Annotated in this window: 9 protein-coding genes; all 9 read right to left on the reverse strand. The window is 48.5% G+C overall.

Going from position 1 to position 14,717, the window contains the following annotated elements:
* Positions 1–215 precede the first annotated feature (215 nt).
* The 9 genes from ACQW03_RS06495 to ACQW03_RS06535 all read right to left on the reverse strand — a co-directional run bounded on the left by ACQW03_RS06495 (position 216) and on the right by ACQW03_RS06535 (position 14,618).
* On the reverse strand, positions 216–998 hold the full coding sequence (locus ACQW03_RS06495; RefSeq protein ID WP_076293381.1) for an IucA/IucC family C-terminal-domain containing protein: 783 nt from the start codon (positions 996–998) through the stop codon (positions 216–218).
* Positions 967–1,788 (reverse strand): ABC transporter ATP-binding protein, encoded by an 822-nt coding sequence (locus tag ACQW03_RS06500; protein ID WP_441948831.1) that lies wholly within the window; start codon positions 1,786–1,788, stop codon positions 967–969. Before ACQW03_RS06500 ends, ACQW03_RS06495 begins: the two co-directional genes overlap by 32 nt.
* A gap of 13 nt (positions 1,789–1,801) precedes the next feature.
* The gene (locus tag ACQW03_RS06505; protein WP_441948833.1) at positions 1,802–2,845 is read right to left on the reverse strand and encodes a FecCD family ABC transporter permease; all 1,044 of its coding nucleotides are present in this window, start codon (positions 2,843–2,845) and stop codon (positions 1,802–1,804) included.
* Positions 2,842–3,855: a FecCD family ABC transporter permease gene (locus ACQW03_RS06510; RefSeq protein ID WP_025722912.1), complete on the reverse strand. Its 1,014-nt coding sequence runs from the start codon at positions 3,853–3,855 to the stop codon at positions 2,842–2,844. The genes ACQW03_RS06505 and ACQW03_RS06510 overlap by 4 nt, the downstream gene beginning before the upstream one ends.
* A 93-nt stretch (positions 3,856–3,948) precedes the next feature.
* Positions 3,949–4,950: an ABC transporter substrate-binding protein gene (locus ACQW03_RS06515; RefSeq protein WP_069081282.1), complete on the reverse strand. Its 1,002-nt coding sequence runs from the start codon at positions 4,948–4,950 to the stop codon at positions 3,949–3,951.
* 282 nt (positions 4,951–5,232) lie between these two features.
* Positions 5,233–5,721, reverse strand: coding sequence for an RTX toxin (locus ACQW03_RS06520; protein WP_441948836.1), 489 nt, complete (start codon positions 5,719–5,721; stop codon positions 5,233–5,235).
* Between the two features lie 146 nt (positions 5,722–5,867).
* Positions 5,868–9,920 carry an S-layer homology domain-containing protein gene (locus tag ACQW03_RS06525; RefSeq protein ID WP_441948838.1) on the reverse strand — a complete coding sequence of 1,351 codons (4,053 nt, stop codon included), beginning with the start codon at positions 9,918–9,920 and terminating at the stop codon, positions 5,868–5,870.
* A gap of 63 nt (positions 9,921–9,983) precedes the next feature.
* Positions 9,984–12,905 carry an S-layer homology domain-containing protein gene (locus ACQW03_RS06530; protein ID WP_441948840.1) on the reverse strand — a complete coding sequence of 974 codons (2,922 nt, stop codon included), beginning with the start codon at positions 12,903–12,905 and terminating at the stop codon, positions 9,984–9,986.
* A gap of 195 nt (positions 12,906–13,100) precedes the next feature.
* The gene (locus tag ACQW03_RS06535) at positions 13,101–14,618 is read right to left on the reverse strand and encodes a glycoside hydrolase family 30 protein (RefSeq protein ID WP_441948842.1); all 1,518 of its coding nucleotides are present in this window, start codon (positions 14,616–14,618) and stop codon (positions 13,101–13,103) included.
* Between the last annotated feature and the right edge of the window lie 99 nt (positions 14,619–14,717).

Here is a 14,717-nt window from a genome sequence, read left to right on the forward strand (position 1 = left end):
CAATTTCAGTCACCTTGTCAATAATAAGCTTTTTAGGAAAAATAAGATGGTTTTTGCAGGGAGAGAATCCCCAAATGAAGGAATGTTCATGGAACAATGGGCACAACAAATAAGACAAGCTCTGAATTTCGTTATGTCATAAGCTTGCCTGTGCTATTCGCTGTATTGAGATGCAATGAAGTATAGGCTGGGGATGTAGATGATGATCATCGGTATTAATGCTTTAATTTGGGGCAGGTTGAGCAGTAATCTTGTGGATCATCTGCAGCGAGATAATAGAAACAACAGGTTGTGCGTACACGAATGGGTGTATCTGAAGCAGCTGTTGCCCGCTTGGGTGTGTTAAACTGCTTGAGCGGATTACGGGATTCACCGAAGAGATGTGCAGATGCATCACGAATTAGATAATGGAAGTCCTCTTCGACACGCTGTTTTTCTTCAGGCGTGGCTCCTTCAGCAAATTTGTTCTCATAGAGCCAGTATACATAAATGGCCGTGTTCTCCCACAGAACTGAACGGGAAATCCGGGTTGCCTTGGACAGCGATTGCCACACCTTGGCCAGATTACCGGCGAACATCTGTTCAATCACCTGATCTCTCCATTTGCCACGCTGATCCGCCTCTGGTGAGGTCGTCTGCCAATCGGTCAGACGAGCCTTGGGGAGCCACGCTTCCCCCTGATAACTGGATTCGATCGTGCCGTTGGTAATCTCATAATTCAGGCCTTTGTTGAAGCGTGACATGGCATAGAGGCCCGAAGCCAAAATCAAGTAAGCATACCGTTTAGCAAAGAGAGATACAGTAGCCGTTTGGGAGTCCGTCTCAAAGATGCTACTAACTCCTTGCAAATAGTTCAGGCTTTTGGACGGGTCCAGCAAGTCCGTAAATGGCATCGAAAATGTGCGATCTGTCGAAGGCTCCCAGGTCAGACGGTATTCGGCAGCCAAGGACTGCATCTCTTGATCGTTAAGCCAAGTTGCTGTAGCGTTTGGTTTCATTTAACTTCCTTCCCTTCCCGTGCGGAATGCACATTGGTGTGCCAAATAGCGGATCAACCGCAATGTCGCACTCCATCTGGAAGACCGCGTGGACCATGTCCTGCGTAACAATGTCTTCCGGTTTTCCTTCCGCGTAAATGGACTTGTTGTGGACAGCCACAATATGGTGAGCATAGCGACACGCAAGATTCAGATCATGAAGGACCATCACTATGGTGCGTCCCTCCTGTTCATTCAAATCGAACAGTAGATCCAGAATATCAATCTGATGGGTCATATCCAGATAAGTCGTTGGTTCATCCAGCAGCAGGGTTTCTGTTCCCTGTGCGAGTGTCATCGCAATCCAGGCGCGCTGGCGTTGTCCGCCAGATAATGCGTCCACGGGCCGATCAGCCAGAGCAGTCAGATGTGTGGATTCCAGCGCGAGCCTGACCATGCGTTCGTCCTCGCAGGACCACTGTTTCAGCCATGTCTGGTGTGGGTACCGTCCTTGCCGAACCAGTTGGTTTACCGTCAGTCCCTCTGGAGCAGAAGGACCTTGCGGCAGAATGGACATACGTCTTGAAATTTCCTTGGTAGGCAACTTCGCAATCTCCTCGCCATCCAGCAGCACCGAGCCTGAACTGGACTTCAGCAGTCGCGCCATCGTTCGCAGCAAGGTGGACTTCCCGCAACCGTTGCTGCCAATCAGGACAGTAGTTTTCCCCTTGGGAATAGTCAGGTTCAGATTCTCAATAATAGGCTCTGCGCCATAGGCGATCGTAAGGTCCTTGGCTTCCAGAATACTCACGGCATTCTCCTCCTCAAAACTGATTTCGATTCTTGAACAACAGATACAGGAAAAACGGTGCTCCTACCCCGGCGGTAAATACCCCTGCCGGAACATCGAGCGGCAGAAATACCGTACGGGCAATCAGATCAGCAGCAAATATAAGCAGGGCACCGACCAGTCCCGAAACGATGAGCATGCTGCCAAACATACGCCCTACCAGCTTCCGGGCAATATGTGGCGCAATCAGACCGACAAAACCAATCGTCCCCGCGACAGCTACAGCACCCCCGGCCAGCAGTACACTGCACAGTAGCAGTGCTGAACGATGACGCTGTACAGTGACCCCCAGCCCGGTGGCCAGATCATCCCCGAATTCCTGTGCGTTCAGACTGCGGGCAAACCAGATCGCCACCGGAAGCACGATTACAATCACCGGGATGATCGTTCTAACATCGGTCCACGATGCTCCATATACACTCCCCGTCAGCCAGATATACGCCTGACCAGCCGTATAGAATGGACTAAGGATCAGCATGAAGGTCGTCCCGGCCCCCGTAATGGCTGACACTCCGATTCCGATCAACACCAGTCGAATCGGGCTAACTCCTTTTTTCCAGGCAAGAAGATATATGATGATTGTGGTAATCATCGCCCCCATAATGGCAAACAGCGGCAACAGCTTGATACTGATGGTTCCACCCAGCAGGGTGACAAAACCCACAGCGGCAACGGCAGCTCCTCCCGTTATCCCGATCACATCCGGTGAAGCGAGCGGATTACGGATAATCCCCTGCAAGAGGGCACCGGACATGCCCAGTGCTGCACCAACAAGCAACGATAACAGCACACGCGGCAGCCTTAGCGTCAACACGACAAAGTCATGATCGCCTGCGCCCAGTCCGAAGATAGTCTGCAGCACATTCAGCGGAGATATGAAATCATTACCCACACTGGTTCCTAGAACGGATGCAATCAATACCAAAACCAAACAGATTCCGATGATGAACAGCGATTTGCGCTCCATTTGCAAAGATAACGTATCTTTTTTATTGCGAAAAGTAATCATCTTCCTCATATCTTCGTCCCCCCCTTGCGGGCAATATAGACGAAGAAGGGACCACCAATGAGTGCTGTCATAACGCCAAGCGGAACTTCCTGCGGCATGATGATCAGTCGTGCAACGACATCCGCCGCCAATAACAAAATGGCGCCGCCCAGAATGCAGTAGGGAACAAGCCAGCGGTAGTCGTTGCCAACAAACGCCCGCATGATATGTGGTACAACTAATCCTACCAGACCAATCGAACCGGCCACCGCAACAGAACCACCGGCCAGCAATACCGTAACGACTCCCATAAGCACCTTAACCAGTAGCACATTCTGTCCCATGCCTTTGGCGATATCATCACCGGTCAAGAGCAGATTGATCGCCCGGCCCATAAACAGGGATACTACAGTGGCAACCGTCATGTATGGCAGTACAGGATACAGCATGTCGAGTGTCCGACCGCTCACTGAACCTGCAAGCCAGAACAACACGTCCTGTAATCCCGTTCCATCCAGCACCAGGATTGCCTGTGTGAACGAAGCAAAAAGTGCAGAGATAGCGGTACCTGCCAGCACAATCTTGATGGGAGTCAGACCATCACGACCGATGGACCCAAGCGCGTACACAATCACTGTTGCAATGGTTGCCCCGGCAAAACCAAACCACATCATCGTACTGAGCGAGGACACCGACAGCACCACGATGGCAATAACGATAAAAAAGATGGCGCCCGCATTGATCCCAAACACACTTGGTGAAGCGAGCGGATTACGAGTTAGCGCTTGCATGAGTCCTCCCGCCACCGCCAAACTTGCACCAACAACAGCGGCAATAATTGTGCGTGGTAAACGTTCCGTCAGAAGTACGACATGCTCCACTGAGCTTTCGTCATAGTGTTGTAGTGCATCCACTGCTATTTGAAATGTTATGTGTGTGCGTCCCAGTATCATGCTGGCTACACAGGCGAGTAATAGCAAAATGAATAAGCCGGATAGTCCATACATCTTCGTACTTGCCTTCGTAAAAAGGGGAAACATATTCTCACTCTTTCATCCGTGAAATGCAAAAAGACCTGCCTGCCCATACGCTTCGTATACGAATGTCCTGGTACATGGCAAGTCTTGCTCCCATTAGTTCAGATTGAACTGTTTGTATAGATCGTCCAGCATCATGTTGGCCGATGTGTATCCGCCCCCCATGTTCCAGGCCACTTCATCAACCTGTACCAGCTGGTTATTCTTCACCGCATCGAGATTTTTCCAGAGCGGACTGCTGGTCCAATCCTTATAATTTTTCTCAATAGCTTCTGTTTCCGTACCTGAATTAAAGTTGAAGATCATATCTGCGTTCATATCCGGGATGTTCTCTTTCGAAGTCAACTCCACACCCCAGGTGTCTTCATCATGTCCAGGCGGTCTGGTAAATCCAAGCTCTTTCAAAATTTTTCCGGCGTATCCCATATAGAAAATGCGAACCTGATCGGCTCTGAAATTCGTAATAGTCGCTTCAATGGGAAGACGGTCACCCATTTTGTCTTTGAAATCCGCTACCCTTGCATCCCAATCGGCAAGCAACTTGTCCGACTGTTCCTTCATATTCATGGCTTCACCAGCCGTCTTAACCGTCTCTTTCCAGTCAAACAACGTCTCGGTAACTACCGTTGGAGCAATCTGGGACAGTTGATCATAGATATCCTCATGTCTTGTTTTGGTGGCAATGATTAGATCCGGCTTCAACTTGTTGATCTCTTCCAGATTCGGCTGTGATTCCTGACCTACTTGCGTCACTCCATCCAGATCCGCTTTCAAATATTTGTATACGGGTTGCTGTACCCAGGATTCCACAACTCCCGTTGGCTTCACACCAAGTGCAACAACAACATCATTGGCACCCTGGAACAAGGTTACAATCCTCTTCGGAGTTCCCTTAATTGTCGTTTCACCCATGGCATGTTTGATAACTCTGGTCTGCTCGTCCGCACCACTGCCTACTGTATTGCTCTTATTACCACTTGCAGACTTGCTTGAAGGGTCAGTTGTCCCTGTAGTTCCACCCGAGGCACAACCAGCCAGCACCGATATCATCAGAATAAGTGCTATATAAATATGTAGCTTTTTTGTCAATCCAAACATGTAGCCCAACTCCCCCTTTTCATCCTAATTGATATTAAAAATCATTATCAATTGTATTGTAATTCAGTTGAGTACATTGTTCAAGCATATTGATACTGATGCGGAAGAACTCCCCATGCCTCTAGTTTCATGTTGAAAATCTCCTTGTACAGTAAAGGCTTGGATGAATACAAAATGCTCAGTATACAAAAAGGTGTAACCCTCCATAGTTGTTGGGTTACACCTTTATAAGTAATTCATGACCTGTCTTCAACAGACAGCGATCGCAGACAAACATACCGATTAAGGTGTATGTCTGCCTACATATTGATAAGTACCTTTCGGGTATGCAATCCACTCATCCCGCTGATTAAAAACGGGCGAGCCACCCGATATACCTTGTCTACGAACAAATGTCCCTCCTTGAGGAAACAATTGATCCTGCGAATGAGGCTCTCCAATTACATCTACCACAGTTTCATGATATTTCAGTACATATGCGACCGTATTAAATTCGTTTGGGTTATAGAAATGACCCTCTTGATTAAAATAGGAAACATTCGTGACATCCATGAAATCATAAAAGATGCTGTTTATGATCAGATACGGTATTACTGGATTAGCCGGATATAGTGCTATGCTGGATACGTTCATGCGGTTCGTGTTTTTCATGAATTGGTGAACCTCCAACTCATATCCTTCTATTTTATGAGAGAAGTCACATTCTCGGTTGTAAAACAATTGCAGCACGATGCGACCGTCTCCACCATCGACATATTGTGAAAAAAACAAAAGAAATGCCTCCTGTGGTTCCTGATGAACCTGAAATATAGTCGCTCTGCCAGCAATCCTACGACCTACTTAAGCTGGACTCTTAAAAAGTCAAATAATCATTTTCGAGGGGACAGGAGTCCCCTTGATGCTGCAAAACATACCGTTTATGGTGTATGAATGCCGACATATTGATAGCTCCCTTTCGGAAACGCATTCCACTCATCTGGCTGATTATAGGCAGACGACCCGTAGGATATTCCTGGCTTGCGGACGAACGTTCCTCCTTGCGGTGCAAACTGCTCATGCGAATTTGGATTTCCTAATACATCCACCACTTGTCCTTGGTATTTTAAAACGTATGCAACGGTATTAAATTCGTTCGGGTTGTAGAAATCACCCTCATCATTGTAGTACCAAGCATTCGTAATATCCATGAAATCATAAAAGATAGTGTCGATGATTATATATGGCATGGCAGGATAAACCGGATTAATCGGTAAAGTGGTAACTTTCATTTGGTTTGTTTTCTTCATCCATTGATGAAACTCCAGTGAATAACCGTCTGCCCGATGGGAAGGGTCTCCATTCCCGTTATAATGCAATTGCAAAACAATTCTTCCATCCCCGCCATCCACATATTGCGAGAAATATACAGCAGGCGCTTGCTGTGGTTCCTGTTGAACCTGAAATACAGCAGCCCTTCCATCTGCTCCTACTACCCATACCAGTAAAGGTTCGGGGGAAAGAGGGATAGAGGTGCCCATGAGTTCTACAGGACCGAGGAATGTCGATGATGGTGTTCCTCTATATACCAGGAATTTAGATTGTCCTGGGAAATAACTGGACAGATCCACGGTTCTGTGCGGCAAGCCATATTTAACCCCAATCGGAGTGATACCGCCGGAAACCAGCTCCGCGTTGCGTGTATTCAACGTGTATTGAACTGATCCACCCCGATTATCCGCAGCCGTAATAGTAATTTCAGCAAGGCCGCTGCCTGTACCCGAAGCCAGTGATAAAATGCTGCCATTAAGCGATGCACTCACCAACGTCGGATCACTGGAGCTGACTGTAAATCGCAGCTCATCCCCATCCTCGTCGTAGAACAGTTGTTGCAGATCATAATCCCTTTGCTGTGTAACTCCGGGAGTCAATACCTGCTCGTTTATAGCCGCTATGACTTGAGGAGCTTGATTAAGCTGAGGCATGCTGACGGTAACCGGGAACGTCGCTCCCTCTGCACGTCCGTACTGATCATACACACTGAGTGTTACACTTGTGGTCCCTACACTCACTGGGTTTAGCTGTAGTTTCTGACCATTCATATGGGCCGTAGCAATTCCTGGATCATACGTGTCTGCTGTCACTGACAGGGATGCTATATCCCAGTTCAACAGGAACGGCGAGAGATCCAGTTCTGATGCAGCATCTCCCAATTGAAGCAACTGCTCAGGAATTGCTGTAATAACTGCATTTTCCAATAGATGAACCTGTAGATCTGTGCTAATCTCTCCGCCTCTATCGTCTTTAGCCGTGATGGTAATCACGGTATTGCCGCTAGTCAGCCCATGAATGACAAGCTGTTCATTTTGAACTGTAGCATCTGCCACAGCTGGATCAGACGAACTGATTTCATAACGAATCGGATCATGATCCGGGTCGGCAAAGATAGTGGACAGATCCACGGTTCCGTCAGCCTTGCCTAAAATCAGATGTACCGCGTCTGGTACACGGGTTACCACCGGGCTACTGTTCGGTATAGGCAAAACCGTTACAATCAAGGTAACTGTATCTGTTCCACCCTTGCTGTCGTCTGCCGTCAGGGTAATACTTACACTCCCCGCTTGCAGCGACTGCAAAGATAGGTGATCTCTCATTATGGTAGTCTGCACGATAGAAGCATCCGAACTGGTCGCTGTGAACACCAGCGGGTCACCATCTACATCCGTAAATATCGTTGAAAGATCCAGCGTTGTATTAGGCTGGCCTAAAGTAACGGTTAATGGCTGAGGAGCTTGTCCATGCGGAGCATGGTTAGGAGCGCCCTGAACCGTTAGCTTGAATTCAATCTGCTTTTGGCCTGTACTGCCATCTTCTCCTTGCTGTCCGTCATTGGCAGTGACATGAACGATCGTACTGCCCGCGCGAAGCGGACTCAAACGCAATTCATCTCCTGTAAGCACCATCGACGCTACAGCAGGATTATCAAGAGTAACTTGATACGTTAAGCTAGCATTTTCCGGGTCCTGAACATAGTCGTTCAAATGCAGTACCAAGTCGGACTGTCCCACAGTAAGCGCCTGATCTGGTATACCTGCAGATACTGGCTGACCGTTCACGATAATTTTGAAGGTCGACGACACTCTTTTTCCCCGTCCATCATTAGCCGATACACTGATGGATGCTTTTCCGACACTGACTGGCGTAAGCTTTAATGTATTGCCAGATACAGACGCCCGTACGATGCCAGATTGAAGAGAAGCTGCCGAGAAGGTCAAGATATCCCCATCAGGATCAGTAAAGAATTGGCGCAAATCGTACAATTGGTCACCAGCGCCTTCTGTAATTACACGCTCTACAGAAGCATTCACGACTTCCGGTGAACGGTTAGCGCTGCTGGATGAACTAGATGAGCTTCCAGAAGATGAGGACGTACCTGTTACACTTGCCACAGCTAGACCCGTAACAGCGTTGGAAGCTACTCCGGTACCCAGTGTGACCGCAGATACCTGTACATTTCCACTCACATTTACCCTAGCTGCCGGGTTGCTGACTTGAATATTTTCAATACTACCTGTAGTTTTCAATTCCAAGGCACCCGTCCCTGTGACGGTCAGCTGCTGGATCGTGCTATTACCTGTCATCTCGACGGATTGGCTGCCAGTTACCTGAACGGTCTGAACCGTTCCCTGAAGATTGACTTTGTCCGCCCCTTCATTAACATTCAACTGCGGCAAGGAAGCATCCGCACTAACCTCAATGCTTGCGCTGGATTGCACGTTCATGACTGTCGCGCTTGTGGTACCACTGAATACAACGTGAACTTCCGGCTTTGTGACATCCATTTGTGTCAACGTTGAGCTATCAAATACAACTGTATTATTATCTCCGCCGTTAATATGGGTCTGTCCCTGCACCTGCACATCCTGTGCATAAAAATCCTGCTGTACTCGGGCATCCACCATTAACTGCTGTCCCACTTTCAAATGCAGTATGGATGTAAAATCACCAGCGATCACCAAATCTCCGTTCAACGTGGAGCCGTGTCCGTTCAGCACAACGTTGCCACTGAACTCCGCTTCACCGTCACGAGCTGAACTCCCGCTGCTGCGAAGCTCCAGCCAAGTGACCTTGTCCACCGTCCGGCCTGTGGCATGGAAACGAATGCCTGCGTTGCGCAGCGCGGTCTGATTATCCGCGTGAAAAATGCCGCGCAGCGGCTCTGCCACGTCATAAGCGATGCCATTGATCCGTATCTGCTTGCCGTCCATTTCCTGGAGCTGCGAAGCACGCTCCTGTGGAAACAGTGCAGATACGAGCAGGCTGGCCGCATCTACGCGGCTTACCGAGTCTTTGGCGTGTAGATTTCCGCCAAATTCACTCATCAGCCCGTCATTCAGCGCCGCCCGAATCATCGGGGTCGCCCACGGGCTGGCGTCCTTCCACGCCGTCGGCAGCGTCTGCGCCGACGGCGAGTCGGTTGTGCTGGCGGGCGTGCCCGCAGCCGTACCCGTCCCAGCGGACCTGACCAACAGCGCGACCAGTTCTTGAGCGCTGATCAGGTCATTCGGACGGAAGTGTCCGTTGGCATCGCCCTGCATCAGCCCGGCCTTACGGGCTGCCTCTATAGCCGGGCGCCCCCAACTATCGGCGGGCACGTCCGTGAAGGAGGCAGCGCCGTCCAAGTTGCCCGTCGGAAGCTGCAACGCTTTGACCAGCAGCACAGCTAGCTCCTGACGTGTGAGCTTCTGCTCAGGTCTGAGCGTTCCGGCGGGATCGCCTTGGATAATCCCGAGTTCACGAGCTTTTTGTAGTTGTTCCAATTGCTGTGCTGAAAGCTTCTGTACATCCGTCCAGGCGGCAGTATTGTTCCCTGTGGACCCCTTGGATACGGAAGCCGTATCTATCACGGTAGCTTGCTCTGCTCCGGCAGGAAACGAGGGGGTCAGCAGCAGCAAAGCAGCTGCCAGCTGAGCGGTTAACTTCTTATTTTTCATAGTGCAATTCTCTCCCCACCGATAAATGTAATCATGTATTCAAAATCTTAGGATACGTATGTTTTACGGCTGAGGACGACCGATAAAGTCTCCTAAATTAACAGGGTAGTTCGTCCCTTCCACATTCCATTCACTAGCTTGATATGGTTCTGTATTACCAATGATCGTACCGCTATTCCGTCCCAAAGCCTGCCCTTGACCAATAACTGCGATATCAATGAGCACGTTGTTGTAGTACAGCTTAAGCGTTACAGGTTCGGAATTGTTACTTTGTAACTGCAGGAAGGTATAATACCAATCCTCCGATACGAACGAACTCAAATCATTCGCAATAACAAATGTTTGCCCAGGCATAATCACATCCCCGTCATTGGCATTTATGATAATCGGGTCTGGTTGGTCGGATCGCTCAATCCATATTCTATTTTTCTCCAACGGTCTGTTGGTAGGGTTATACAATTCAATCGCCTGGTCCAGATAATCCGGTTCGCCTTGCCACACGACTTCGGAAATGAACAAGTCTCTTTTCTCAACAATCACTGGAATTGTAAAAGATGTCGTTTCACCACGATTATCATTTGCCGTAATCGTAAGGAACGTCATACCATTACGCAAAGGTTGTATGAAAAGTGCATTCCCTTCTACCTGCCCCCCTGCCACCGATGGATCAGAAGACACCACAGTATAGGTCAGCGTGTCTCCGTCCTCATCAGAGAACATATCATTCAGCTGCAATGTTTGCTGACCATCTCCCGGGTCCAAATATTGAGGTTCAGGCACACGGGTCACTACCGGACGATGATTTACGGGTTGAGGAGCTTCAACTTGCAGCATAAATGAAGTGAAAGAAACACCCCCACGGCCATCATTCGCCGTAATTCCAATCATCGTAATACCGGCATTATGCAGTGTTACAAATGAATCTTCTCCATTCTCCACCACACTGCCTACTAGGGGGTTGGAGGAAGTTATGGTATACGTCAAGGTGTCGCCATCCTGATCCATAAATAACGAGCCCGGATACAGCATTAGCTTGTCCTGTAACACATTAGCAACTACGATAGGTAAATGAGGCAAAGCCACAGGTATGTGATTCTCAGGCTGCGGATCAGGCAAAGGCGCATTCACCAAAGCAGCAAACTGAAGCGAGGCTGTACCTCCCTTGCCGTCATGAGCTGTTATCGTCATTAGACTAATGCCGACTTGAAGCGGCGTAAGCATAAGCTGATCGCCTGTAACTTCTCCTGTGGCCACTTCTGGCGAAGCCGATTCCACCGTGTAGGTCAGTGCATCGCCATCCTCATCGTTAAACAAGTCAGACAGGCTAATCTGCTTGCCACCTTCATTTAAGAGCAAAGGAATGTCATTTAGGCTGTTGCTCGCGACAGGACTGTGATTAATGTCCTCCTCATAAGTAGAACTGGTCACTGTATAGCTGAAAAACACGCTCGCTTTACCGCCTTTTCCATCCTCTGCCGTAATAAATACCTGTGTGCTTCCTACTGATTTAGGTTTTAGTGTAAGCTGTTGATTTGCCACTTCTGCTTCTGCTACGTATACATCCGAAGTGACCGCATGATACGATAGCTCATCCTGATCGGCATCGTAAAACACATTTTTCAAATCCACTAGCGTATCTCCAGAACCCAAAATGGCATATTGATCGGCAGGAACGATAGCTGAGACAGGTACATGATTAGGTGTTGGCGCTGGATTCGTTGTAGAACTGCCACTGCCACCGCCGCCGGATGAACTTTTTTTAGTACTTGTTGAGGATGTATCCGAAGATGCACCCAACGTGGTATCACGTATAATTTGAGTCTCTGTTCCCCGCTCCGCAAGACGGGTCTGTACAGTCTGTATCCCATTGGCGAGACGTACCTGTGTATCGGCAAAATTCAGTTTAAGCTGCTGCCATACACCACTTCCCTGAATCTGAATAGGCTCATGCGTATCCACGATCATTTCGTTTACATCTGCATGAATCTCTACATTTTTGGCGCCCTGCATCAGGGTTACCTGAGGTAACGTATCACCTTGAATACGCACATAATCCGCTGCAATAGCTAACTTGCCTTTAAATTCTGTCCCTTTGCTATACAAAGTCACCGGTTGTTGGGCTGTACCACTTTGCACAATTTGAAGTGCTGACAGATCAGCTACGTTTCGGTTCGATGCCTGATAGGTCAGGGTAGCCCCTTGAAGCGCCGGCACATTGTCTGCTCCGAACAGTTGCTTCAATTGCTGGCCGATTAAATAGGGCTTTCCATCCATATAGGCGATATCCCCGTCGATACGAGAAAGGATGCCCGTTCGTTCACCCGATTGGAATACATTCACCAAAAAGGCTGCGATATCCTGACGTTTTACCTGTACTTTAGAGTCAAACCGATTATCCGGCGTATCCATTAATCCCAGCTTGAGAGCTGCTTCTACGTTGCTTTTGGCCCATGCGCTCACCTGATCCCCATCAGAAATGTCCTGAACATCTCCGCCTTGAACATGGGTTCCTCCAATCGCTCTCACCAGAATTGCTGCCAATTCCTCACGACTCACTGCAGCATCCGGGCGGAAAGCACCTGATTCATCTCCGGTCATTAGACCTGCCGCACGTACAGCTTCTATATAAGAAGCTGCCCAACTCCCCTGCGTATCCTTAAAAGTTACTGTTTTCTCCGTTGCGTCAAGCTTAAGTGCATTAGCCAGCAAAGCTGCCATTTCCTTGCGCGTTAACGGTTGATCTGGACGGAAAGAACCATCTGGATAACCCGTGATCAGTCCTTGCTTTACAGCCTCCTGTACCGCCTGTAATGCCTGGGATGACATAGTGGACTGATCTGTAAAAGATACTGTACTGGCTTTAGTCACAATCGCTGACGTCTCCCCTTTCGTTTCCGCATGAACAAGCTGGGGCCCCCATGCCATACCTGCCAGCAACGTCACCATCAGCACTTTTTGCCATTCTTTATTCGTTTCTTGATTCATCAGACTCTCCCCCGTGAACGGTTCATTCTTGTTATTAGTGAAAAAATCTTATCATCCGCCTCTGAACCAATTCTGAACAATATTAAAATTTTATCTTTTTCACAGTCTGGACTTTGTAGTAAATGAAAAAAGAGCGCTCAGCCAGATGGGCTAAGCGCTCTAAAACTTCTATAAAACGTTGATGTACATGCCATATCAGGAAACCGTAGGATTCCATTGAAAGGTAGCTGCGGACTTGGATGGAAGGGTAGATTTGAAAACCTTATTTCCCTGCCGAACCTTAAATGTCTTTGTGTTCTCTCCCGTATTGGCGGCAATCAGGACAAGCGTACCGTCGGGGTTGCGATAAGCGACCGTTTCGATACTTCCACTATAATGTGTAGAATCAATACGTACCGCACCTGAACGGACAAATTTGCTGGCGTGCCCAATCGCATAGTACTCCACATTTTTCGTAACTGCACCGCTTAACGGGTCGATGGTCACTACACCTCTACAGTTGGCGCAACCCCCATTGGTCGGACCCCCGGACGGGTCAAGTGCAATATTCCAAAAGAGGACATTTTGCGACCAGTTTCGGGGTGCACCAATGATCAGCTTGGACATGTCCCAGCTCAAATCATCTCCAAAGCCCGGACTCCACGCTCCCCCACTACATTCTGTCATATATACAGGCTTATCAGGGAAAGCATTATGCACATCTGTCATCGCTGTGGGCTCTCCTTTGTAGCAATGAAAGGCCGTTCCATGCGTATAGTTTCGAGCCTGTTCATCTCCTAACACGGTCTTGGCATATTCGCTCCCTGTATCCCAGTTATGGTCAAAGGCAATAATGTGAGTAGATAAATGGTTTCGATTTAGGGTCGGGCCCAGATATTGTTTAATAAAATTCGCCTGTTCTGCTGCTCCCATGCTCATGCTGGGATACTTGGACGTCGTGAATTCTGGCTCATTTTGAATGGAAATCGCCTGAATCGGAATTCCCTCGTTCGCATAAGCCTGTAGATAACGAACAAAATAGTCAGCATACGCCTGGTAGACACGCGGATCGGTATAGTCCAAATACCAGCCGTTATAAATCTGCTCCCCATATTTCATCCAGGGCGGAGCTGTCCATGGGGTTCCCATAATCTTTAAATCCTGGTTTCTTCTCAAGATTTGCTTCAGCACATCGATCACATCCCGATCCTTGGCGATAGAGAAATGATTCAGCTCATAGTCTTTGCCTGTTGCCACATCGTCATAGGTATAGCTGCCAGGCTGTCCCTGTTCATCTACGGAATAATCTGAGGCCCCAATGGTATGGCGAATATAACTTAGTTGAATGCCACTAGCTGTAAACAAATCATTTAGCAGCTGATCACGCTGATTGGCAGACATGCCATAATTCATCAGGTATGCGGACGAACCGGACACCGCTGCGCCAAACCCCTCCATCGTCTGATAATGAATATCTGGCTTAATCTCAATCGTCAGTGTATCCGCATTCGCTGCATTTTCTTTACTGTTATCCTTATCCCAACGGATCGGGGTTTGTTGGGTTAGGCGATTCGCCGGATCGGGTGTTGTTAGCCACATGTTGACGTTATTTTCTGCTTTCGGCCCCGGAACATTCCGTATAGACATACTGACCAGGACCGCACAGATCAAAATGGCTACTGCAGCTATAAGCAGCCAGATGTCAGTACGTCGTTGCTTTTGGAGTTTCTTCATCTAATATCCTCCTCTCCCTATCATTACCCTATCCCCATCCTCCCTACTATTTTAGCTTTCACTTGGGTTTCCCTTTGCATACATATGGCAAAAAGAGAG

Source organism: Paenibacillus sp. DRB1-1 (assembly GCF_052119485.1).
Taxonomy (GTDB): Bacteria; Bacillota; Bacilli; order Paenibacillales; family Paenibacillaceae; genus Paenibacillus; species Paenibacillus polymyxa_B.

Excerpts from the sequence above, each read along its gene's own strand:
- ACQW03_RS06495 (WP_076293381.1), bottom strand. The coding sequence starts at position 998 with ATGAAACCAAACGCTACAGCAACTTGGCTTAACGATCAAGAGATGCAG.
- ACQW03_RS06505 (WP_441948833.1), bottom strand. The coding sequence starts at position 2,845 with ATGAGGAAGATGATTACTTTTCGCAATAAAAAAGATACGTTATCTTTG.
- ACQW03_RS06510 (WP_025722912.1), bottom strand. The coding sequence starts at position 3,855 with ATGTTTCCCCTTTTTACGAAGGCAAGTACGAAGATGTATGGACTATCC.
- ACQW03_RS06515 (WP_069081282.1), bottom strand. The coding sequence starts at position 4,950 with ATGTTTGGATTGACAAAAAAGCTACATATTTATATAGCACTTATTCTG.
- ACQW03_RS06525 (WP_441948838.1), bottom strand. The coding sequence starts at position 9,920 with ATGAAAAATAAGAAGTTAACCGCTCAGCTGGCAGCTGCTTTGCTGCTG.
- ACQW03_RS06530 (WP_441948840.1), bottom strand. The coding sequence starts at position 12,905 with ATGAATCAAGAAACGAATAAAGAATGGCAAAAAGTGCTGATGGTGACG.
- ACQW03_RS06535 (WP_441948842.1), bottom strand. The coding sequence starts at position 14,618 with ATGAAGAAACTCCAAAAGCAACGACGTACTGACATCTGGCTGCTTATA.